General features: G+C 64.9%; 39 protein-coding genes and 1 tRNA gene. 39 read left to right on the forward strand and 1 reads right to left on the reverse strand.

Going from position 1 to position 19,139, the window contains the following annotated elements; translation table 11 throughout:
* Nucleotides 1-129: 129 nt before the first annotated feature.
* The 18 genes from ACQP1O_RS42970 (at nucleotide 130) to ACQP1O_RS43055 (ending at nucleotide 7,284) form a co-directional block, all read left to right on the forward strand.
* A complete protein-coding gene (locus tag ACQP1O_RS42970) occupies nucleotides 130-438 on the forward strand; it encodes a hypothetical protein (RefSeq protein ID WP_433568120.1) in 309 nt (102 codons plus the stop codon).
* Nucleotides 435-626, forward strand: coding sequence for a hypothetical protein (locus ACQP1O_RS42975; RefSeq protein ID WP_433568121.1), 192 nt, complete (start codon nucleotides 435-437; stop codon nucleotides 624-626). Before ACQP1O_RS42970 ends, ACQP1O_RS42975 begins: the two co-directional genes overlap by 4 nt.
* A gap of 27 nt (nucleotides 627-653) precedes the next feature.
* A complete protein-coding gene (locus ACQP1O_RS42980; RefSeq protein WP_433568122.1) occupies nucleotides 654-1,088 on the forward strand; it encodes a hypothetical protein in 435 nt (144 codons plus the stop codon).
* A 41-nt stretch (nucleotides 1,089-1,129) separates the two neighbouring features.
* Nucleotides 1,130-1,498 carry a hypothetical protein gene (locus ACQP1O_RS42985; RefSeq protein WP_433568123.1) on the forward strand — a complete coding sequence of 123 codons (369 nt, stop codon included), beginning with the start codon at nucleotides 1,130-1,132 and terminating at the stop codon, nucleotides 1,496-1,498.
* Entirely contained in the window at nucleotides 1,495-1,719 is a 225-nt protein-coding gene (locus ACQP1O_RS42990; protein WP_433568124.1) for a hypothetical protein, read from the forward strand. The genes ACQP1O_RS42985 and ACQP1O_RS42990 overlap by 4 nt, the downstream gene beginning before the upstream one ends.
* A 22-nt stretch (nucleotides 1,720-1,741) precedes the next feature.
* A complete protein-coding gene (locus ACQP1O_RS42995; protein WP_433568125.1) occupies nucleotides 1,742-2,044 on the forward strand; it encodes a hypothetical protein in 303 nt (100 codons plus the stop codon).
* Entirely contained in the window at nucleotides 2,041-2,523 is a 483-nt protein-coding gene (locus ACQP1O_RS43000; protein ID WP_433568126.1) for a hypothetical protein, read from the forward strand. The genes ACQP1O_RS42995 and ACQP1O_RS43000 overlap by 4 nt, the downstream gene beginning before the upstream one ends.
* Nucleotides 2,520-3,050 (forward strand): DUF6221 family protein, encoded by a 531-nt coding sequence (locus ACQP1O_RS43005; RefSeq protein ID WP_433568127.1) that lies wholly within the window; start codon nucleotides 2,520-2,522, stop codon nucleotides 3,048-3,050. The genes ACQP1O_RS43000 and ACQP1O_RS43005 overlap by 4 nt, the downstream gene beginning before the upstream one ends.
* Nucleotides 3,047-3,340: a hypothetical protein gene (locus ACQP1O_RS43010; protein WP_433568128.1), complete on the forward strand. Its 294-nt coding sequence runs from the start codon at nucleotides 3,047-3,049 to the stop codon at nucleotides 3,338-3,340. Before ACQP1O_RS43005 ends, ACQP1O_RS43010 begins: the two co-directional genes overlap by 4 nt.
* Nucleotides 3,341-3,500: 160 nt before the next feature.
* Nucleotides 3,501-3,884, forward strand: coding sequence for a DUF6221 family protein (locus ACQP1O_RS43015; protein WP_433568129.1), 384 nt, complete (start codon nucleotides 3,501-3,503; stop codon nucleotides 3,882-3,884).
* On the forward strand, nucleotides 3,881-4,156 hold the full coding sequence (locus ACQP1O_RS43020) for a hypothetical protein (RefSeq protein WP_433568130.1): 276 nt from the start codon (nucleotides 3,881-3,883) through the stop codon (nucleotides 4,154-4,156). Before ACQP1O_RS43015 ends, ACQP1O_RS43020 begins: the two co-directional genes overlap by 4 nt.
* Nucleotides 4,153-4,407 carry a hypothetical protein gene (locus tag ACQP1O_RS43025; protein ID WP_433568131.1) on the forward strand — a complete coding sequence of 85 codons (255 nt, stop codon included), beginning with the start codon at nucleotides 4,153-4,155 and terminating at the stop codon, nucleotides 4,405-4,407. Before ACQP1O_RS43020 ends, ACQP1O_RS43025 begins: the two co-directional genes overlap by 4 nt.
* Before the next feature lies 1 nt (nucleotide 4,408).
* Nucleotides 4,409-4,666, forward strand: a complete 258-nt coding sequence (locus ACQP1O_RS43030) for a hypothetical protein (protein WP_433568132.1) — start codon at nucleotides 4,409-4,411, stop codon at nucleotides 4,664-4,666.
* Nucleotides 4,663-4,932: a hypothetical protein gene (locus tag ACQP1O_RS43035; RefSeq protein ID WP_433568133.1), complete on the forward strand. Its 270-nt coding sequence runs from the start codon at nucleotides 4,663-4,665 to the stop codon at nucleotides 4,930-4,932. The genes ACQP1O_RS43030 and ACQP1O_RS43035 overlap by 4 nt, the downstream gene beginning before the upstream one ends.
* Nucleotides 4,929-5,405 (forward strand): hypothetical protein, encoded by a 477-nt coding sequence (locus ACQP1O_RS43040; RefSeq protein WP_433568134.1) that lies wholly within the window; start codon nucleotides 4,929-4,931, stop codon nucleotides 5,403-5,405. Before ACQP1O_RS43035 ends, ACQP1O_RS43040 begins: the two co-directional genes overlap by 4 nt.
* A 514-nt stretch (nucleotides 5,406-5,919) precedes the next feature.
* Complete coding sequence (locus ACQP1O_RS43045; RefSeq protein ID WP_433568135.1) at nucleotides 5,920-6,372, forward strand: hypothetical protein; 453 nt, start codon at nucleotides 5,920-5,922, stop codon at nucleotides 6,370-6,372.
* Nucleotides 6,373-6,412: 40 nt separating this feature from the next.
* Complete coding sequence (locus ACQP1O_RS43050; protein ID WP_433568136.1) at nucleotides 6,413-6,892, forward strand: helix-turn-helix domain-containing protein; 480 nt, start codon at nucleotides 6,413-6,415, stop codon at nucleotides 6,890-6,892.
* The gene (locus tag ACQP1O_RS43055) at nucleotides 6,889-7,284 is read left to right on the forward strand and encodes a hypothetical protein (RefSeq protein ID WP_433568137.1); all 396 of its coding nucleotides are present in this window, start codon (nucleotides 6,889-6,891) and stop codon (nucleotides 7,282-7,284) included. The genes ACQP1O_RS43050 and ACQP1O_RS43055 overlap by 4 nt, the downstream gene beginning before the upstream one ends.
* 343 nt (nucleotides 7,285-7,627) lie before the next feature.
* On the opposite strand, the gene ACQP1O_RS43060 is transcribed toward ACQP1O_RS43055, so the two are convergent.
* Complete coding sequence (locus ACQP1O_RS43060; protein WP_433568138.1) at nucleotides 7,628-7,825, reverse strand: hypothetical protein; 198 nt, start codon at nucleotides 7,823-7,825, stop codon at nucleotides 7,628-7,630.
* A gap of 148 nt (nucleotides 7,826-7,973) precedes the next feature.
* Between ACQP1O_RS43060 and ACQP1O_RS43065 the strand changes: the two genes are divergently transcribed.
* From ACQP1O_RS43065 to ACQP1O_RS43165, 21 genes are all read left to right on the forward strand, one after another.
* Nucleotides 7,974-8,402 carry a hypothetical protein gene (locus ACQP1O_RS43065; protein ID WP_433568139.1) on the forward strand — a complete coding sequence of 143 codons (429 nt, stop codon included), beginning with the start codon at nucleotides 7,974-7,976 and terminating at the stop codon, nucleotides 8,400-8,402.
* A gap of 348 nt (nucleotides 8,403-8,750) precedes the next feature.
* Nucleotides 8,751-9,239 carry a hypothetical protein gene (locus tag ACQP1O_RS43070; RefSeq protein ID WP_433568140.1) on the forward strand — a complete coding sequence of 163 codons (489 nt, stop codon included), beginning with the start codon at nucleotides 8,751-8,753 and terminating at the stop codon, nucleotides 9,237-9,239.
* A 384-nt stretch (nucleotides 9,240-9,623) separates the two neighbouring features.
* Nucleotides 9,624-11,210 carry a TROVE domain-containing protein gene (locus ACQP1O_RS43075; protein ID WP_433568141.1) on the forward strand — a complete coding sequence of 529 codons (1,587 nt, stop codon included), beginning with the start codon at nucleotides 9,624-9,626 and terminating at the stop codon, nucleotides 11,208-11,210.
* 95 nt (nucleotides 11,211-11,305) lie between these two features.
* Nucleotides 11,306-12,001, forward strand: coding sequence for a hypothetical protein (locus ACQP1O_RS43080; RefSeq protein WP_433568033.1), 696 nt, complete (start codon nucleotides 11,306-11,308; stop codon nucleotides 11,999-12,001).
* On the forward strand, nucleotides 11,998-12,402 hold the full coding sequence (locus tag ACQP1O_RS43085) for a hypothetical protein (RefSeq protein WP_433568034.1): 405 nt from the start codon (nucleotides 11,998-12,000) through the stop codon (nucleotides 12,400-12,402). Before ACQP1O_RS43080 ends, ACQP1O_RS43085 begins: the two co-directional genes overlap by 4 nt.
* 51 nt (nucleotides 12,403-12,453) lie before the next feature.
* Entirely contained in the window at nucleotides 12,454-13,026 is a 573-nt protein-coding gene (locus tag ACQP1O_RS43090; RefSeq protein WP_433568035.1) for a GIY-YIG nuclease family protein, read from the forward strand.
* A 281-nt stretch (nucleotides 13,027-13,307) separates the two neighbouring features.
* A tRNA-OTHER gene (locus ACQP1O_RS43095) sits at nucleotides 13,308-13,428 on the forward strand.
* A 218-nt stretch (nucleotides 13,429-13,646) separates the two neighbouring features.
* Nucleotides 13,647-13,895 (forward strand): hypothetical protein, encoded by a 249-nt coding sequence (locus ACQP1O_RS43100; protein ID WP_433568036.1) that lies wholly within the window; start codon nucleotides 13,647-13,649, stop codon nucleotides 13,893-13,895.
* The gene (locus ACQP1O_RS43105) at nucleotides 13,895-14,173 is read left to right on the forward strand and encodes a hypothetical protein (protein ID WP_433568037.1); all 279 of its coding nucleotides are present in this window, start codon (nucleotides 13,895-13,897) and stop codon (nucleotides 14,171-14,173) included. Before ACQP1O_RS43100 ends, ACQP1O_RS43105 begins: the two co-directional genes overlap by 1 nt.
* Before the next feature lie 85 nt (nucleotides 14,174-14,258).
* Entirely contained in the window at nucleotides 14,259-14,579 is a 321-nt protein-coding gene (locus ACQP1O_RS43110) for a hypothetical protein (protein WP_433568038.1), read from the forward strand.
* Entirely contained in the window at nucleotides 14,551-14,940 is a 390-nt protein-coding gene (locus tag ACQP1O_RS43115; RefSeq protein WP_433568039.1) for a hypothetical protein, read from the forward strand. Before ACQP1O_RS43110 ends, ACQP1O_RS43115 begins: the two co-directional genes overlap by 29 nt.
* Nucleotides 14,940-15,203: a hypothetical protein gene (locus ACQP1O_RS43120; protein ID WP_433568040.1), complete on the forward strand. Its 264-nt coding sequence runs from the start codon at nucleotides 14,940-14,942 to the stop codon at nucleotides 15,201-15,203. The genes ACQP1O_RS43115 and ACQP1O_RS43120 overlap by 1 nt, the downstream gene beginning before the upstream one ends.
* On the forward strand, nucleotides 15,203-15,451 hold the full coding sequence (locus ACQP1O_RS43125; protein WP_433568041.1) for a hypothetical protein: 249 nt from the start codon (nucleotides 15,203-15,205) through the stop codon (nucleotides 15,449-15,451). The genes ACQP1O_RS43120 and ACQP1O_RS43125 overlap by 1 nt, the downstream gene beginning before the upstream one ends.
* Before the next feature lie 240 nt (nucleotides 15,452-15,691).
* Nucleotides 15,692-15,871 carry a hypothetical protein gene (locus tag ACQP1O_RS43130; RefSeq protein ID WP_433568042.1) on the forward strand — a complete coding sequence of 60 codons (180 nt, stop codon included), beginning with the start codon at nucleotides 15,692-15,694 and terminating at the stop codon, nucleotides 15,869-15,871.
* 11 nt (nucleotides 15,872-15,882) lie between these two features.
* Nucleotides 15,883-16,200, forward strand: coding sequence for a hypothetical protein (locus tag ACQP1O_RS43135; protein WP_433568043.1), 318 nt, complete (start codon nucleotides 15,883-15,885; stop codon nucleotides 16,198-16,200).
* Nucleotides 16,201-16,204: 4 nt separating this feature from the next.
* The gene (locus ACQP1O_RS43140; protein WP_433568044.1) at nucleotides 16,205-16,453 is read left to right on the forward strand and encodes a hypothetical protein; all 249 of its coding nucleotides are present in this window, start codon (nucleotides 16,205-16,207) and stop codon (nucleotides 16,451-16,453) included.
* A 6-nt stretch (nucleotides 16,454-16,459) separates the two neighbouring features.
* The gene (locus ACQP1O_RS43145; RefSeq protein WP_433568045.1) at nucleotides 16,460-16,750 is read left to right on the forward strand and encodes a hypothetical protein; all 291 of its coding nucleotides are present in this window, start codon (nucleotides 16,460-16,462) and stop codon (nucleotides 16,748-16,750) included.
* A complete protein-coding gene (locus ACQP1O_RS43150) occupies nucleotides 16,747-16,941 on the forward strand; it encodes a hypothetical protein (protein WP_433568046.1) in 195 nt (64 codons plus the stop codon). Before ACQP1O_RS43145 ends, ACQP1O_RS43150 begins: the two co-directional genes overlap by 4 nt.
* Nucleotides 16,942-17,220: 279 nt before the next feature.
* Nucleotides 17,221-17,559 carry an HNH endonuclease gene (locus ACQP1O_RS43155; protein WP_433568047.1) on the forward strand — a complete coding sequence of 113 codons (339 nt, stop codon included), beginning with the start codon at nucleotides 17,221-17,223 and terminating at the stop codon, nucleotides 17,557-17,559.
* A 628-nt stretch (nucleotides 17,560-18,187) separates the two neighbouring features.
* The gene (locus ACQP1O_RS43160; protein WP_433568048.1) at nucleotides 18,188-18,655 is read left to right on the forward strand and encodes a bifunctional DNA primase/polymerase; all 468 of its coding nucleotides are present in this window, start codon (nucleotides 18,188-18,190) and stop codon (nucleotides 18,653-18,655) included.
* A gap of 43 nt (nucleotides 18,656-18,698) precedes the next feature.
* A complete protein-coding gene (locus ACQP1O_RS43165; protein WP_433568049.1) occupies nucleotides 18,699-19,139 on the forward strand; it encodes a hypothetical protein in 441 nt (146 codons plus the stop codon).

Here is a 19,139-nt window from a genome sequence, read left to right on the forward strand (position 1 = left end):
TGAGGCTTGCGGCGCGAAGGGCAGTACCAGCGTCGGCTACAGCGAATGCCCGTGCGAGGCGTGCGATGCCCGGTTCGGGACCGAGCGACGGGCCAGCGCTAACTGGCCGCACCCGCGGGCGGTGACTGCGTGAACCCGTTCCGTCTGTGGCGTGCCTACCGCTGGCGCAAGCGGGTCGAATGGTTCGCCGAAGCCGCGTTCCGTGCCCGCGCCTGGCGGGACAACCCGTTCAACACGAAAACTCATCCGCCGGAGCTGGTTCGGAAGGAACTCGAGTTCACGCTGTTCATCCCCGCGGCCGCGCCCGTCGTCGGGGAGCGGTTCGGGGCTGTGGATTGCGGTCTGGCTGGTGAACCGCCGGCCGAGATCCGCGAAGCGTGGGCGCGGTGGACGACACCCGTGTGGACCGTCGAGGAAGGGCGGGAGGTGACCGAATGATGTTCTTCAACCCGGTCTGCGACATGTGTGGTGCGCGAGTCGCCGATATGGGTCGGCACCTGAAATTCCATGAGGAGCAGATAGACCGGCATATCTCCGCGTTGCGCACGGCGATCGATCACAACGAGATGGTCAAAACCTTGACGCAGACCCTGCTGAACTACATGCAGCACGACCGGAAGGCATGACCCATGGGATGTGACATTCACGCGTACGTGGAAGCACAAGACGCCGAGGGCAACTGGAAGTGGCAGCCATCCATCGAAGTGTTCGACTACCGCAGCTACAACCTGTTTGGTTGGCTCGGCGACGTTCGGAACTACTCGGTCACGCCGCCTCTCGCATCCGAACGTGGGGTGCCAGACGATGCCACCGATGAGGTTCGCGATGCACTGGAACGCTGGGACTGCGACGCCCACAGTGAATCCTGGGTTGGCGTGGACGAACTTCTCGCCTTCGACTACGAAGCATCGTTCGAGGATCGGCGCGTCACCGTCGGCACCAACGGAGGCCGCACCGCCGAACCTGGCGACGGCACGATGACTACCTACCGAGAGTTCCTGGGGACCGACTACTTCAGCGATCTCGACAAGCTCACCATTCTGGCCACACACGGCCCGACGCGTGTCGTGTTCTGGTTCGACAACTAGGAGGGCATCCCCATGGCCGATGAGAACGAGGGAGGATCAGCATGAGCCGGACCAACTACCTCACGATGCAGCAAAACGCGCTCTTGTGCGACTGGGCTGCCCGTGTGCGTCAGATGTTCCGGGGCGAGATGTGTTACCAGGTCGGATCGAGCCTCACGCGTAAGGATTTTCGCGACGTGGATGTGCGCCTGATCATGGACGACGCCGACTACGACGCTCTTGCCCATCTGGTGAATATCGACCGTCTCAACCTCTCGGTGAGCATCTGGGGCAACCATGTGACCCAGCTGCCCATCGACTTCCAAGTCCAACGCATGACGGATGCGAACGCTGAATTCGCGGGCATGCGAAATGCCCTCTTCTACCTCGACGACCCGACCTACGACAACCGGGAAGGACCAGCAGCATGAGCCTGCTGTACATCATCACGATTCAGTGGACGGGGCCGAACGGCAGCAACAATGTGACGTCGGTATCCGGCACCACAACGGCCGATGGCCGCACTCGTGAGCAGCTGTACCTGTGGGTATTAGAGCAGGCGATCACTGCAACCGGTGCACCGTCCGCCCGCGCGGCCGTGGTGTTCTTCAGTCTGGAGCCCAACAAGATTGCAGTGGAGGCGAGCGCGTGACCATCGAGGGAGGGCCAGCAGCATGACGCGGGTCGGAAAGACTGGCGGCGAAGGCCGGCCGTGGATCGAGCTGGAGAAGCCGAGGCCCCCGAGAGTCGATGACCGGTACGAATATTGGCAGGAAGCACCTGCGACGCTCTCGCCCCGCTGCGAGTATTGGCTACGGCAGATCCGCCGCGGCTGGCTTCCGAACCGCCGCATCTCCGCCGAATGCTACGACTGCTCGGCAGGCTGGTACGGCGTCTACATCTGGGAGTATCTGCACGCACTGGCCCCGCTGATCGCTGAGCGCCGCCAGCTCGCCGAGGGCGGATCAGCAGCATGACCATTGTCGAAGGCTCGTATCTGCTGTGGTTTGCTCGCCATGGCCACCTCACCTTCCAGCAGATGGACTGCGTCGAGGACGCCATCGAACTCGTTGTGCGCCTGCGGCACGACTCGACCACGACGGCCGAATACGACCAGTACGGGTCCGCGTGCGACCTCGAGCGGGTCGGCCACGGCATCGTCGAAGGATTCTTCGACCTGTGCGATGAACGCGAGGAACAGAACGCACGCGAGTGGCAGGCACGCCAGGAGGCCCGCGCTCGCGAACGCGCGGCGAAACCCGGCCCGCGCTACGCCATCCTCCTGTCGCCGCCGGAAGGGATGGAGCCCCACCTTTGGCGCGGGCCCGAATACCTGACCGGCGATCTCGACGGCGAGCAGGTGATCGTCGAACGCGACCGGCTCGAAGCGCTTGTCGGCCGCGACCGAATCACCGTGCGGCAGACCGCGACCGCCGAGGAAGGACCAGCATTGTGACCAACAAGGAGACATGCTTGGTGTGCGATCTCCACAGCTCGGCCCTGTACCGGGGTGAAGGTTGCCCGAACGGCTGCGGTCAACGACAGGCGCGACTGAACGTGGAGGAGTTCATCGAGGCCCGGATCAGCGCCCTGGCGGACGCGGCCACCGCCTCAGGTTCCACCGCCTCCCACCTGTCCCCGAACTGGCACAGCATCGTCGAAGACGATGAACGGGTCGTCGTGCTCGACGAGCATTACGCGCGAGTCGCCATCGATGTCGGTGGCTCGGGCCGGCACATCTCGCTCAACGACCCCGGACACACATTGCGGCTGTGCGCGGCGCTGCGTGAGTTGTTCGAGCGAGCGCGGCCACGGAAGGAGTGCCGCGGCCATCCTGGGCCGTGGATGCCCCACGGCGAGTATGGCCCGGGCTTCTGCCGTGAACCAGACATCGCTGACAGCCTCCGGGTGATTGCCGAAATCTGGCGCACCCACCCTGACTTCGATCCTTCCTGGACTGTCGATGGAGGAGGGAAGTCGTGAACCGCAGAGATCCGGAGCTGGAAGCCCGGGAGATGACCTGGGATGCGCTGCGTTCCTTGACCGTGTCACAGCGTCACCGCGTATTACGGTGGGCGGTCCAGGAATTCCTGCCCACGAAGAAGATGCTGGCCAGCGTCGATGGCGTGGCTGAAGCGTTCCGGCGCGGGTTCAACACGGGCCGCGACTACACACTGTGGGCCGACCGGTCCTCAGACGAGGCCACACGCCCAGACACCCGGAACCCCTTCGACGGCCGCGACGAAACCGACCCCGATGGGTCGGCAGTATGAGCGATGGGTTTGAGCCTGGTTGCCGGTATCGGATTCTCCAGCCCGACGGCGAGCTGTGGATGGAGACAGACGATTCGGAAGAAGTGTACAGCGAGTCGCAGAAGACTGGCTGGCCGGTCGAAATGCAGTGGGTACGAACCGAATACGAGTGGAGGCCGTGGTGACCATCGAGGAGTTCATCGAGGCCCGGCTCTGCGAGGACGAGGACATTGCCGCAGGTGCCAGGCGAGGACCGCGGCGTCCAGACGGCTGGTCGGAGGATTACGGCCAGGAGTTCATCGTGGTCGTTGGCGTCCGCGACGGCGTTCCCGATTGCGTCGTCAGGAGCACCGACGAATCCCGGCACATCGCCCGCCACGACCCGGATCGGGCGCTGCGGCAGTACGCGGCGTTGCGGAAGATCATGCGGCTGAACCGCGAGGACATCGCTGACGTGGATAGTGGTGCATCGATGCAGATCACGGAAGCCGTGGCGTCGATCTGGTCCGACCATCCCGACTTCGATCCTTCCTGGGCTGTCGATGGGGGAGGATCAAACCCATGAGCGAGCCGCCCGAAGTCGACGGCACCAAGTACTCCTACACGGGCGATGGCGGCGAATGGCCAACCGTCACCGTTCCGTTCGAGTGGCACTTCTTCGACGAGACCGGCCACCACTCCGGCCCGATCCGGCGAGGCGAAATCATCGGCGGCCGGTACGACGGACTGCAGGTGCCTGGTTACGAGCCTCCGCCCTCGTTGCCGTTCACGATCGACCCGGCGCAGGTCACAATCACCTGGAACCCCGATGGCATTGCGGGAGGATCAAACCCATGAGCGACGTGACTGTTCAGTGGGAGCGTTCCCGCTGGCTGCAGATGCTGGACAGCGACGGTGCGTTGTGGATGGAGACAAGCAGTCCCGGCGAAGTCCGGGACGAGGCCGAGCAGCACCCGGATTGGCCTGTTTACCGGCTCTACAAGCGGGGTGAGTCAGAGTACGAGCGCCGCCTGATCACCCGGGAGGAGCTGGACGCGGATTGCGCCTACGAAGACGAGTGGTATCGGAAGGCGTTGGGCCGTGGCTGAGATGAGCGATGGATGGACCTTGTCCGACCTCCAGCGGGCGCGCGAGGAGTGGCAGGTAGCGGCTCGGCTCGAACGGGTCGCTCGCGAGCACCGCATGCGCCAGCTGCTCGGCGACGACGTCTACGAGTTCATGACCGGAGACCCATTGATCGACCGGCACCGGCCCGGACTCAGCCCCGCAGCGCGCGCCCGTGCCGCAATCAGCGACATGATCGCCGCCCTGGACGCGCTGACCGATACTGGAGGACCAAACCCATGAGCAACCGGCCCTCTATGACCATCAGCGGAGATGGCGAGGTCGCGTTCACCGACAGCTACGGCTGCACCCACTCGACTACCGGCATCGATATCCAGCCGGGTGACGTGGTCAGCGCTCGAATCGCCGAGGATGGCGTGTGGTGTGTGGTCGAGCGCGATGGCGAGGAGCGCCGGCATCCGCTGCGTATGGCGGCCTGCCCGCATTTCACGGAGTTACAGGCGATGCCGATACCGTTCAACCCGCTCTGGCCTGAAGGGACAGCATGAGCATCGATGACAGGGTCGTCTACCTCGCTTCGGGACCGTTCGTGCCGCCGCGGTCGCCGTCAGCGGATCGCGTCACGGCGTACGCGACGGCCGACGAGTGCCCGGATGAGTTCGTTACCCGGGTGAGTCTGAAACGGCTGCTGTTGGGGTTGCGGTCTCCGCTGCCTGCCCGGAGCCGCTGGTGGCGGTTGGACGACGCTGGCCGGTTCGGGCCCGACGGTGTGGAGTTCGTGAACATCTCGGAGAGCGCCGCGTCGTTCCACCCCTTCGATCTGGCGCGCATGTTCGCTCCTCCTCGTCACACGTTCATGCGGTTCGGTGACGTGTGGGTCGGGCTGACCCACGACAAGGACGACGGCGACGCCTACGGCAACATCTACCAGTACTCGCCGTCGGAACGGTGGGTGCGCGCGTTCTATGAGGGGCCGGGATTGCCTGGGTGGGCGCTGGACGATCAGCGGGTGCCGGTGTGACCGACGGCGAGCCGGACGCCCCGGTCTCCCGCGTCCAGAACCCAATGAACTCGTAGTGCGTGATCTGCGAGGACTGGGCAGGCCCTACCTGGACGCTCACATGGCCTGACGGCCACCAGGAGATCCGTTGCGGCATCCACGGAGGCCGGGACGACTACTCGCCACCCCAGTGAGCCGCGTTGTGAGCCTTGATCTCGGCGATGCACTGCTCGCACGCCTGACCGCCGGCACCCACCCGGTTCGGCGGCTCACGGTGGAGGACCTCTACGCATCGGCCACACAGCTTGGGTTCATCTGACACGTCACGGATCGTAGCCGCCGGACTCTGTGGGCGTCTTGTCCGAATCCCCTGTGCGGCAACCGCCCCTGAGTCATTTCGTGCCAAATCTGGGACATCCTGTGCGGTCGTGTGCCTGGAGATAGCTCCTTGCCGAGATTTCTGATGCATGATCACTCCCGAGCGCTCGCTGTAGATGGCGGGTCTGGTTCAGGTGGCGGTGGAAGCGGGAGTTCGATGGCGAAGGACAGCCGATCGAAGGCGTCCAACGGGGGTTGCACGTGGGTCAAGCTAGATACGTTCGAGGTCGAGTTCACTGAGCTGGACGACTCGGAGCCAGTTGCGGCGGGGTACTTCGAAGCGCTGATGGATCGTGCCGAAGGAAGCGGGGTCGGCGAAGAAGACTATGACGCGCCGATGGGTCTTCGCCTGACACGCCTCAACAAGCCGTGGATTGCCGAGTTCAAGACCAAAGATCGGACCGAGAAGAACGACATCCGCCTGTACTGGGGTGAGGCACCAGTCGACAAGCCATCTCTTGTGGCGTGCCTGGTCGGTACGAAGCCAGCAAACGTCGAACCGCGGGGCTTTCTACCACGGCAGGACAAGCACATCACAAGAGCGATGGATCGGCTGATCAGCTGGTGCAGACGCGTTGGCGAAAAATACCGCTTGCTGCAACAACGTTGATACAGTTGCATTACGTGCAACCGAGAGAAGGTGTCGGGTCATGAGGTTCAAGCTTCGTCGTGATCGCTCCAAGAAGACCGACAAGGCGTTGGCCAAAGCCCTGGCAAACGCAGAGTTCCGGCTGAAGGACGATCTGATCGCCGCGCGAAACGAAGCAGGTCTTGATCAGAAGGACATCGCAGAGCTGATCGGCGTCGACAAGAGCACGATCTCCCGGTTCGAACGCCTCGACTCGAACCCAACTCTGTCGATGATCCGCAACTACGCCTATGCGATCGGCGCTCTGGTTTCCTACAAGGTGGAACCGTTCGAAGAACCCGCTCCGGCAGCCAGGATGGTCCAGCTCTTCCCCGGGGTTGCCGGGTACATGTTGGTCGAGTCCGATGATCTCCTCGGCAAGCTAATAGCCCCCCATGGACCTGGCCTGTTGGCGGAGATCCTGGAAGCTTCGACGCCACGGTCATTCACTGCTGTGCGGAGGACTGCTTCCTTCGAGATCGAAGGTCCCGTTCGAGCATGAAACTGACTGTTCTTATTGCGGACGCGGCGCAGGTTGACTTGGCGGGCAAGGTACATGCCCTCGGTATGGGGTGGGATAAGACCACTACACCTACACCGCCCATGACGTTGATCATCTTCGTCGACTTCGAAGAGTCACCGCCGACCGCACCACTGACTTTGGATGTGTTGTGCCTCGGCCCAGATGGGGAGGTCGTGAAGGCCGGCCCGGATAAACGCGAGATCAAGTTCCGTGGTCACCTCCAGGGTGATGAGAATGCTCTTCGGGCACTGGCAACGATCAACATTGGGCCCATGCAACTTGAGCCTGGACGCCACGTCTGGAATGTGTCGATCGTGGAGGAAGGGCTTTCTACCGTAGTGCCATTCGAGGCGATACCGGCCACTTCCTGACGGTGACGTGGCTGACACGTAACGGATGGCGTCCGGGCCGCATGTCGGCTCGAGATTGCTGCCGGATCGGCGTACCCTCATGGCCGTCATGAAGTAGATTCGCGGTTCGTCAATCCTCGCGGCGAGAGCCGGTCCCGGAAGCCCTTCCGAGACCGGCTTTCGTCGTTTGTGTCCCATAAACGCTGTCCAGCGCGCGAACGACGGTAGCTTCCGGGTCCGCTGGGCGGCTGCGAACAGTTGGCGGTTACGGCCGCCCAGCGGCACACGACAACCGTGAGGCTGCCAAGGCGCAGTCTAGGCGGTGACGCTGCGCGGTGCGGACGTCCGCAAACTGCGCCATGGGTCATTCTCCAGGCTCGGGCCGCTTCGGTATCTGCGCGCCAGGCCGGCGGATGTACCAGCGGATGAACTGGCGCAGGACTTTGGACATGTCGGCTTCGGGGTCGGGGGCATGGCGCACCGCGTCGGCGAAGTCGTTCCACAGCTCGTCATCGGCGCGGAACTTACGGAACTTGCTGACAGGTAGTGGATTGTCGGACACGGCTATTCAATCTCATTTCCATTTGTCATGTAGGCCACGCTGTGGCCACATGATGGGGTATGCTGATGGTACCGGGTCGGTTGCGAACTTGGCGGTTACGACCGAACCGGACTCACACGACAAACCACTGCCAACAGAAGGAAACCCCATGCGGCACACCCTTACCCGCGTCGCTCTCACCTGCGCCAGTGCGGCCACGATGGCGCTCACGTTCCCGGCCGCCGACGCCTCCGCCGAGCCGGTCGACAACCCGTGCAACTTCACCTTCGCCAAGGGAATCTACATCCAGACCGGCGCGGTCATCACCGGAGGACAGGCGACCTGCATGCCCAAGCCGGACAGCTTCCACATCGACCTGCGCATCGAGTACTACGACGGCGCGACATGGGTGACGACCGCTAACGCTGGCGACAGCACCCGGCCGGATCCGTTCCTCAACATCGCCGCCCGCGATCTGGAATGCAAAACCATGTCGTCCTACCGTGGCCACGCGACCATCTGGGTTGGGGCCTACGGGGGCACTTTCCCCGAGGTGGACAAGTACACTGACATCCTCAACACCGGCAGCTGCAAGTGAGAGCGACAACCCCGTGAACCACACGATCCAGTCGGCCCGGCACCGCCTGTTCTGGACCCGCTATCACCTGGTCCGCGTGCTCACTCCCCAGCGGCGTGACCCCGAGGATCCAGGCACCGGTACCGTGACGCGATGGGAGTGGTTGTGGGGTTGTGTCATCCGCCCCCGGCGCGGGATTCGCCGACACTGGTGGGCTCCGCCGCTGCGTTTCACCCGGTCGGTCGCACCAGGCGATGACGGGGCAGCGATCGCGTGGACCCGGAGGATGGGCTACTAGCTCCTGAAACCCGAAGGCGGGGACGCAATGTCCTCGCCTTCGGCTACAAGACACACCCGAACGGACCTGACATGGAAACCTCGCCGCACCCGGCCATCGACGTCGCCCTGGGCGCTGTCTCCGGGCGCGACAGGGCGGCCCGCCTGGTCGCCGCCGTCGAACGCGGCGACACGGTCGCGGTGCTGGTCGACACCCCGGACGCGCGGGCCATCGTGTTCATCGAGCGCGATGGCACCGGCCAGTGGGTGGCGCCCAGCCTCATCGGCGAGTCGCCCTGTCGTCACACCACTCGCGCCGCCACCACCCGGCGCGGCTACCCGCTGAACGCCAAGCAGACGAAACGAGTCGGCACCACCACCAGCGACACCGGATGGTTCGGCCTGACCGGCTACGCGGCCGCCGACGCTGTCGCGGTCACCGTCGCCAGCAGCCTCGACACCCACCGCGTCGACGTCGCCGATGACGGTCTCGTGCTGGCCGCTGTCCGCGCCCGCCTCGACGAAGACCCGGTCGTCGTCATCCACCTCGCGAGCGGCGAGAACATCATCGACCCGCGGTAACGCCCCTTCCGGGACCGGCTTTCGTCATTCGCGGGCACCGATCAAGATCGGTAATCGACACGGCACCAAATGGTTTGGCCTGCCGAAGTATGAGCCGATAGAGTGACGTTGCTTCCGTTGCCGAAGGCTCGGCGTTACTTCACATTTGGGATGCGATCCGTACGTTGAGCCGCCTTCATTTCTCGGGGGCTACAACTTCAGAATGTGTGCCCGCTGCCGAGGTGGTGGTTACTTCGCCTGTTAAGCGGGAGGTTGTGGGTTCGAACCCCACCGGAAGCTCGCTTCCGTAGCTCAACCGGTAGAGCGCCTACGTTACCTTCGCCGATTCACTTCTCGGGCACACATTCTCAGTTCGTAGTTCCCCGCTGCCGAGAGGGGAACGATATGTCGAAGTTCAACACGCGCACTGCATATCCGATCGGGCACGGTCCGATCGTCACCGCCTCCCAGCCGTCAGGCACCACCTTCGAGGGTGGGCCGGGATTCGCCCGAGACGAAAAGTCTGAGCTCTTCTTGCTCGCAGTCTCGAACATGGTGGGAGAGAGCACCTTCTACGAGAGCGCCGATACCCGCGATACCCGATTCGCCAACCTGGTCCGGGCTGTCGCAGTCGCAGACCCCGACTGGACCATCCGATTCGCTGGCTGGCTTCGCGACAGCGCGAACATGCGGTCTGCATCGCTCGTCCTCGCCGCCGAGGCCACAAAGGCACTCCTGGATGCCGGCAAACCCGGCTCACGCAAGCTCATCAGCTCGGTACTGCAGCGCGCCGACGAGCCCGGCGAGTTCCTGGCCTACTGGCGCACCCACTTCGGCAATGCCCTGCCGATGCCGGTGAAGCGTGGTGTCGCGGACGCCGCTTCGCGCCTGTACACCGAGCGCAACGTCATCAAGTACAACACCGCAGGCAAGGCGGTCCGGTTCGGAACCGTCGTGCACGCGACGCACCCGAAGCTCACGCCGGTGCTGCGCTATCTGCTCTCGCTGTCGAAGGTGTCGGACGTCGAGATCCCGGAGACGCTCGGCATGCTCCGTGGGAACGCCGAATTCGTCCGGTCCACCCCTGAGCAGATCAAGGGATGGGCGAAGGACGGATCGCTCACGGACCGCCTGCGCTCCGCGGGCATGACGTGGGAGGCCGTGCCGTCGCTCGTGGATGGTCCGTGGACCCGCGAACTGTGGGAGTCCATCATCCCGTCCATGGGCTACATGGCGTGCCTCAAGAATTTGCGCAACTTCGACCAGGCCGGTGTCTCCGATGACGTCGCCGCGAAGGTTGCTGCGCGCCTTGCGAATCCGGAGCAGGTGGCCCGCTCGCGGCAGTTCCCGTTCCGGTTCTATGCCGCGCACAAGAACGTCGGCTCGCTGCGCTGGGGTCACGCGCTCGAGACCGCGCTCAAGCACAGCCTGGTCAACGTTCCTGCGCTGCCGGGCCGCACGCTCGTACTCGTGGATCAGTCGCCGTCGATGTTCCCGGGCGCGTACTACAGCGGCCACGCGAGCAAGAGCGACATCGCGTTCTCGGACAAGGCGGCCCTGTTCGGTGCGGCGCTGGCGCTGCGGGCCGAGCATGCCGACCTGTATGGGTATGGGTTCAAGAGCTACCGCGTCGGATTCAGCAAGGGCGATGCCGTGCTGCGCACGATGCAGAAGTTCCACCAGGAGAACGGAACCGACACTCTCGGCGTGCTGCAGGAGCGCTTCGACCGCCACGATCGGGTCGTGATCGTCACTGACGAGCAGACCACGTCGATCGATCCGTATACGCGGAGCCGCTACGGGCTGCCCACGGTGCGACCGATCGACCAGATCATCCCGAAGCATGTCAACGTGTACAGCTGGAACATCGCTGGATACCAGCACGGGCACGGCGGCGGCGTGAACTGGCACGGATTCGGCGACCTCACCGACCGCGGGTTCGACATGATCCCGCTGTTGGAACGCGGCAAGGACTGCGACTGGCCGTTCTGATCGACTGGGCCGCAACTCTCCGGGATTTCCGGATGGTTGCGGCCCTCTCTGTGTCAGGCTCGAGATCGGCGGCCGAAATCCGTACCGTGTGAACCATGGGCAACCCGGATCTTCAGCACAGGTGTCGCCAAGGCCGTCGATGCGCAGCCCGTACAAGAACTCCCGCGAACGAATGGCTGGCAGCTGGAGTAGAGCGTCCCGACTCCCTGTGCCGGCCGTGCGAGGAACGCGCTTTCGACGCCATCCGGGAACTCGGCGACGACTACCAGATGCTGGAAGTCGCACGGACGGAGATCCACTCCAAGGTCTCCGCGCCGAAGGTCTCGGGCAGCAGCGAACTCCCAGTGCCCATCTCCCTGGCCGCGGACACTCTCCTGTCCGACATCGACACCGAAGCACTACGGTGGGCGTTCCAGCTCACCCGCGGTGAACCCATCCCCGACTCCGGAGCGTTGACGCTGGTCTGCACCAGGTTGGGAACGCTCGTAGACCTTCCTCCGCAGTTGGTTACGGTGTGGTCGCCTCATCCGGACGGTGGGGACGACACGACCACCGCATCCCTCGATGGTGTGGACGCGGTACTGCGGCTGGCGGACCTGCACCGGCGGGCTGGGCTGGTGCTGGGCATAACTCCGCAACGAGTGAACTTCCTGCGCGAGCCCTGTCACGTATGCGGGCTGGCGATGCTCGAGGCTTCGGTAAAGACGGACATGGTGAAGTGCCACTCATGCCGCAACGTGTGGAGTCAAGACCAGTTCGCCCGGCTGAACAACCCTCTGGTGGCGGCATGAATACCGACCCCTGGCCGTTCCCGGAAGACACCACTCTCGAGCGCGCACGCCGCATCGCCCGCTCCTACCGAGATGCCCTGATGGCCATAGACCCCGCACACTGCGAGTTCCTCGACGGCCGTGCGGTCGCCGTAGGGCAGGCGTGGGTGTGCCCCACCCAGATCCCTTCCGACGCGATCGTGGAGGCCCTCGACTCCGTGCTCGGTGCCAAGGACATCTCACTGCTGCTCGGCATTCCCGCGAACACCATCTACGGCTGGGCGTCCAAAGGCCTGTTGTCGCGTGCCACCGAGGATGCTGAAGGCAAGCGGCTGCCGGTTTCGTCGTCGCCGAAGTATCGAGTCAGGGATGTGGTGATGGTAGGCAACCGGAGGAGGGCGCGCCGCCTTGACATCGCATAAGTCTTCCGAGAAGCTCGATCTTGCTCCACACGTGTGCCCAGAGGCGGCCAGATGAGAAATCCAGCATTCGGAAACGCCGCGTGTGACATCAATCCGGCCCTGGATCATTGCGTCGTCGCCCACTGCGAGGACGAACCCGTAATCGCCAGTCACATCCTCCCGCTGTGCGAGAAGCACATCATCGCGGGCTACCGCGAGATCTCTCAATACCTCGCCACCCGACGGAAGATGATCTCGCTGGAGCCGAATCGGAAACCGCCGGCACCGGAGTCCAAGCCCCGCATCCCCGGCGTGCTCGGCATCCCGCTCATCGAGGATGGCCACCACGTCTATTACATGCAGTTCGGCGATCGGGTGAAGATCGGCGTGACATCCAACCTGCCTCAGCGGCTGGAGGACATCCCATGCGATGAGCTCCTCACGGTCGAGCGCGGTGGATACGAGCTGGAAAAGCAGCGCCACCACGAGTTCCGACACTGCCGGGTCAACGGCGAGTGGTTCACCAAAACGCCCGAACTCGCTCAGCACATCCAAGCGGTAGTCGACCGCGAAGGAGATCTGGGCGAGGGGATGAGGCGATTCATCGGCAGGCTGCGCCTCATGCACCGCGGCCTGCTCGCCTGACAGCGGATTCCCGCCCCAAGATCGTGCAGCGCCGGTGCAGCATCCGAGCATTCGATCCCTGCCCGGAACCCTTCTCGGACTCCCAACCCCCTGTGGGAGGCTGTGCCGCGCGCTGCGCTCCACTGTCCCAGGCCAAGCTGGGACCGTCCCGAACCGTGAGCACCGCGGCCTCGGCTGCCGCACAGTCCTGTTCGGGATCCGAACCTCCGCCGCGAGCCCGCTGTGCTGGCACAGCGCCTCTGATCAAGGGGATCGGCCGGCGGAGGTTCGGGGCTTCAACGTCCCTCGTAGTCCAGCGGCCGAAGATTGCGCGCGTGCACGGTGCGAGACCGACCGGCCTATTGAGTCCGGTGAACAGCCCCTCCGCGCAGACGCGGGTTCAAATCCCGTCGAGGGCAACCAGATCAGGGGAGTGCAATGGTGCCAACGCGGACGAAATGCCCTGGCGCTTGCGGCCAACGACTCACCGCCCGCGAGGCCCGACGTCATGATCCGCAGTCCTGCAAGTGGTTCTGCTCATGCGCTGGCCATGGCGGGACCTACATCATCGGCGGCCTGTGGATCCCGTGCACGCGATGCGACGGCACGGGCCGGACGCCGACCATTCCCGAGGAGTCCTGATGGATCTCGCCGCCATCGAGCGCGAGTACGCCGACCTGATCGAGCGGCACATGACCGTCACGCTCGTGCGGGTAGCCGACCAACTCTCCGCCGCTCTCCTCATCCCGGACATCGCCGCCGACCTGCTCGCCGCGCTTCAGCCCAGCATCCCCTCGTACGCGAAGGCGCTGGCCGCCTCGATCGCCGGTGGAGAGACCGCCGAGCAGCTTGGGGAACGTCTCGCCGCACTCAAGATCAAGGAGTCCTGATGGCCGCCGAGCGGTACCGCAAGAAGCCCGTCGAGATAGAGGCCATGCACCTCAACAACAGGACCACTCCCGAAGAAGTGGCGCGCTGGTGCGGGGGCCTCATAGCAATTCCCGAGGGTGAGCGCTACACGGGCGGCCCGATTGTCATTGAGATCGACACCTTGGAAGGCGTCATGACGGCCAGGCCGGGTGACTGGATCATCAAGGGCGTCGAGGGCGAGTTTTACCCAATCAAAGACTCGATCTTCCGCGAGACCTACGACGCTGTGGAGTCCTGATGTTCTGCTTCGAAGCCTGGATCCGTACCTGGTTGCACGCCCCCATCCGCAGCTTGGAGCAGCGGTACGAGACCCCGATCGGCGTGTGGCAGTGGTGAGCCCGAGCCCGGAGACGGTCACCAGAGTTCAGGTCGCGTGGGAGGTCCTCACCGACACCGGCAGCGTCTGGTCCACCAGCTACAAGCCGACCGCCGAGGAAGCCGTGGCGGAAGTGACCGAGCGAAACGACTGGCTCAACGCCGAGATCGCGGCCATGACCCGCGATGGCATCAAACATAAGATGACGCCTCGGCGTCTGGCGGGCGTGCGGTGTCGGAGGGTGACCACAGTGGAGATCATCGAGACCGGTGAGGTCCAACCGATCTCGGAGTTCGCTGATGCCCAAGGCCATCGACGTGATAGCTGAACGCCCCTTCGAGTGCGATCACTGCGGCCGCACCGCAGGCGATTTCGAGGGCGGCGCATCCTCGATGAGCCGCGGCGGCGACTCGTGGCGCTTCTGCCATCCCAACGTGCACGATCGGCCGGACTGCTACCGCTTGGTGACCGTGTACGGCGAGGAGATCGGCAGCCGCAAGCCCGGCGGCGCGAACCATGACGAGCCGGACTGGAGTCGTGGGGCAGCTGCAACGCAGGGATGCTCTGGCGGCGTGCACTTCATCGGCGTACCTGGTCGCTGCCAGTGCGGCATGGCGGCCGGTGGAGGTGGCGGAGGTGGGGGCGAGTCGAGCTTCGGCACCTTCCTCACCGCGGGCGGCGGCCGCTGATGGCCATCACAGACCTGGGAGTCACCCAGGTGCGCCTGCTCGCCCAGGCGGTCGGCTCCAGCGAACCGCCCATCGAGATCGGCACCGTCGACATCCCCGTCCGTGCGGTGGGGGCGGAAGGCAGCATCACCGTCCGGTGCGTGGACTGCCCGCGCACCGCCCAGATGGCTATCGAGTATGGACGCATCCCGGTAGCACCGCTCAAGGGCTGGGGCGCCGAGGGCGATGTGCCGCGGTGGCGCTGCCCAGAGCATTCCCGCTGATGCCCTGGTTCGAATGCCGTCTCTGCCAAGGCGATGAGGGCGAGATGGTCGACGGTGAATGGGTCGACTGCAAGGACTGCCAAGGCTCGGGCGGCTTCCCCGACGACCAACAGCTTCAGGTCCGCGAGTTCCGCACCGAGATCGACGCGGCCGAGGCGGAGTCCTCCCTGCAATGGGCGCACGTCGACGCCGCACAGCAGCTTGCAGCGCTGAATGCTGCTCTCGACGGACCTTCGACTCGAAGCTGATGGCCGACCTGCTGGACCGCCTGATTCTCGGTCTCGTGCGTTATCTGGTTCGCCTGCTCGATATCCCCTAAGCCGCAGAAATATGCGGCAAACGCGCTGGTCGCACCGATCACGCGGTTTGTTTCGTCCGATATGTCAGGAGAAGAACATGATCACCACCCTGTCCTCCGAAGCCGCGCACGTTATCCCCTGGGCGCTCATCGGCAAGATTCTCGTCGCCGTCATCACCGCCTTCATCTGATGGACTCCCTCGACCGCCAGGCGCGCCACCACGCGCTCGCCCTGGCCGTCGAATCCCACCCTCGCGACGGACAGTCCGACGCTGTGCTGTCCACCGCCACCCGATTCCTCGCGTGGCTGCGTCAACCCACTCCCGCCGCCACGCTGAATCTCAGTGCCGGCGAACCCGTACCGAAGTAGGAGCAATGCACATGCAGATCGTCGACAACCAGAAGTTCCAGCTCAGCGCCGACCCGCAGGACGCGGCCGGCTATGACGTGAACGTCCCCATCACCTTCACCGTCGACAACCCGGCCATCGCCACCCTCGAAGACTTCACCCTGGCTGACGGCTCGGTCGACCCGAAGTCGAAGTGGGTCGTGTCCGGTGCTCCCGGCTCCGCGGTTGTCACCGTCTCGGTGCCGACCAGCGAGGACAACCCGGACCTGACCGCGACCCTCGCCGTGGACGTCGTGCCCGGTGGTGTCGCGGTCGTCAACCTCGTCACCGGCGACGCGGTCGCCAAGTAGTTCCATGACCGTCACCTCGCATCGCACTCTGGTGGACACATCGGAGTGCGTGCAGGAGATGTGCGCCGACGCCAACGCCGCCGTCGGCTGCCATCTCGAATACGTCGGGCGCATCCACGACGGCCGGCACCACGTTCGCGCAGCATCCGGCACCGCGTCCTTGCTCGGCACGGCCGAGGAACTGTTCCGCACCATCGACGCCTTCGCGTGCGGCTACGCCAGCGCGCAGGCCGACCGCGCTGCAGGGAGCTGATCTCGGATGGTCGCAGGACGAGAAGCGACGCCTAAGGACGCCGAAGCTGTTGCGCGCCTGAAGGAATATTGGACTACAGGCAGCGGCGGCAAGGCTATCTCCTGGGGGTCGCCCGGAGATTACGACCGTTGCGTGGCGCTCGTTACAGCGGCAGTCAAAGGCAATGCCTCGTTCGTGAAGGGGTATTGCGCCGAACTCCACATCCATGCCACCGGCATGAACACCACCGAGCACGCCAAGATGGTTCGAGCCGCCGAAGGCCGTGACGCCATCAAGAAGGCCGAAGGTAAGAAGTGAGCTACACGCGATCCCTCGAACGCCAGGTGGTCCAGCCCGCGGGCGACCTGATCCGGTCGCAGCACCAGACGCTCGCTGTCGCGGGCACCTTCTGCACATGCGATCACTGCGCTCCCACGGAGAACGCCAAGGCCGAGCGGCGCGCACTGTCCGCAGCAGTAGCGGAACGCCGCAGCAACCGCACCGACTGAAGAACCAAGGAGTCTGACCAATGGCGCACTACGACGAGCAGACTCCCGCGCCTGGGTCGATCGTTCACTACTGGCCGGCAGACGAATACCGCGGCGGCGAACCACTCGCAGCGGTCGTAGTAAACGCTGGCCACGGGTACGCCGGACCTCACCTCTGCATCTTCAACAGCGACGCCAACGGCTTCCGATTCGAGCACGCAGTCCCTTACGGCGCCGAGTTCGGACCAGCCTCGGCCGGTACCTGGACATGGCCCGGCGGCCACGCCGCTTCGTGAGCCGATGCCCAAAGCCCCACGCCGCTGCCCCACCAAGGGCTGCACCGAGCTCATCCGCCACACCAAGTACTGCCCCGAGCACACGCCCGCATGGGACGTCCCGAGCGGATGGCGGGCGCCGGCCGGATGGGCAAGCCTGCGCCAGCGAGTCCTCGACCGTGACGACTACATCTGCCACGTCTGCGGCCGGCCAGGAGCCGACACCGTCGACCACCTGACACCAGTCTCGCAAGGCGGCACGCACGGGATGGAGAACCTCGGCGCGATCCATGACCGCAACCCTCCACACTGCCACCGCACCAAGACCAACCAGGAGCGCGCCGGCCGACCCGCTCGACCATGAGCATGCGTGAAGAGTTGTCTCGACCATCCTGACCATCCATCAGCAACCAGGGACCATCCCACAACCAGGCGCCCCTGTTCGCCGGGGATGGTCAGCCGTCGTAGATAGCGGCCGTCTCCAGGCGACGCCATGGGCCGGCGCACCATCCGCAGCCAGCCAGGCCAGCAACCCGCCCATGGTCAGCATGGTCAGCAGAGTTGAGCCGACCAAGCTCACGCAAAGGCGCTACAGCAAACCATCCGCAAACGTTACGGTCGCAGCCGGCGGGGTGGCGCATGTCGGCAAACCCACAGCTCACGGCGTCTCACGCTGGGGGGCCGACCACCCCTCTCCCGGGTAGCCAGCCGTCAGCGGATCACACTGCAGATTGGGGCCCGTACGGCCGGCGGGGTCAGCCGCGCCGCAGGTCAGCGCGCCGCCTGCAGCGATGGCGGGGTGTCGGGCTGACCTGCCGGGCATTACTGCTGGCCAGCGCTCTATACCGTTACACGGCTGCTAGACTGCCGGCATGGCGAGTACATGCGGTCACTGCGGCGATGCCCTGGATATACAGCGGTCGCGGCGCACCCCGAAGTACTGCTCGGGACGCTGCCGTACTGCGGCATGCCGAGCCCGGCAGGCTGCGGAGATGCCTGCCGAGCTGCGCAAGCGTGACCGCTGGCTGAGCTGGAAGCCGGTCACACGCCGCGGCCGGCAGACGAAGGTCCCGGTGCGGCTCGACGGGCGCCCGGCATCGAGTACCGATCCCGGGACGTGGACGTCGTATCGGAAGGTTCGCGGATTGGCCCGGATCGGCTATGCCCTCGGTGAGGGTGTCGGATGCGTTGACCTGGATCACTGCCTGGTCGATGGCCGGCCGACCGCGGCGGCCGCTGAGTTCCTGGGCAAGCTGCCGCCGACCTATATCGAGGTCTCGCCCTCGGGTGATGGTCTGCACGTGTGGGGTCTGTTGCCCGAGGGGCCCGGATCGCGTCGCGTCGTGGATGGGCTGTCGGTCGAGACGTATTCGGTGGGCCGCTACATCACGGTGACCGGCAACCGGTTCGTTGGTTCGGTGTCGCGGCTGGCTGATTTGAGTCGAGTTCTGGCGAGTTAGTCCCGTCATGGGGCGTTCGCCGCCCTTTGAAAGGACTGCCGTCATGGCTGAGAGCAAGCCTGCCGAGCTTCGCCGGCGGCGCAACAAGACTTCGACCCGTGCGACCCTGCGCGCGGTCACGAACCCGGAGATCCCGGAGTTGCCGGACCACGAGATGTGGCATCCGGCGGTGCTGGCGTGGTGGATCGATTGCTGGTCGAGTCCGATGGCTCCGGAGTGGACCGACTCCGACCGGCACACGCTGTTCCTGGCTGCTCGTCTGATCCAGCAGGTGTGGGATGAGGGCACGTCGCCGGCATCGCGGGTGACCTCGGCGACGGAGGCGCGGCATCTGCTGAAGGAGTGCGGCCTCACGCCACTAGCGAGGCGCTCGTTGCAATGGGAGATCGACCGCGGTGAGGCCGCTGGTGAGCGCACAACGCAGCGCCGTTCGGGCCGGAAACCTTCGGTCGCGCCGGATCCGCGGATCGCTGCCGCGCAGTAG

The organism is Nocardia sp. CA-151230, assembly GCF_050942175.1.
Lineage (GTDB): Bacteria > Actinomycetota > Actinomycetes > Mycobacteriales > Mycobacteriaceae > Nocardia.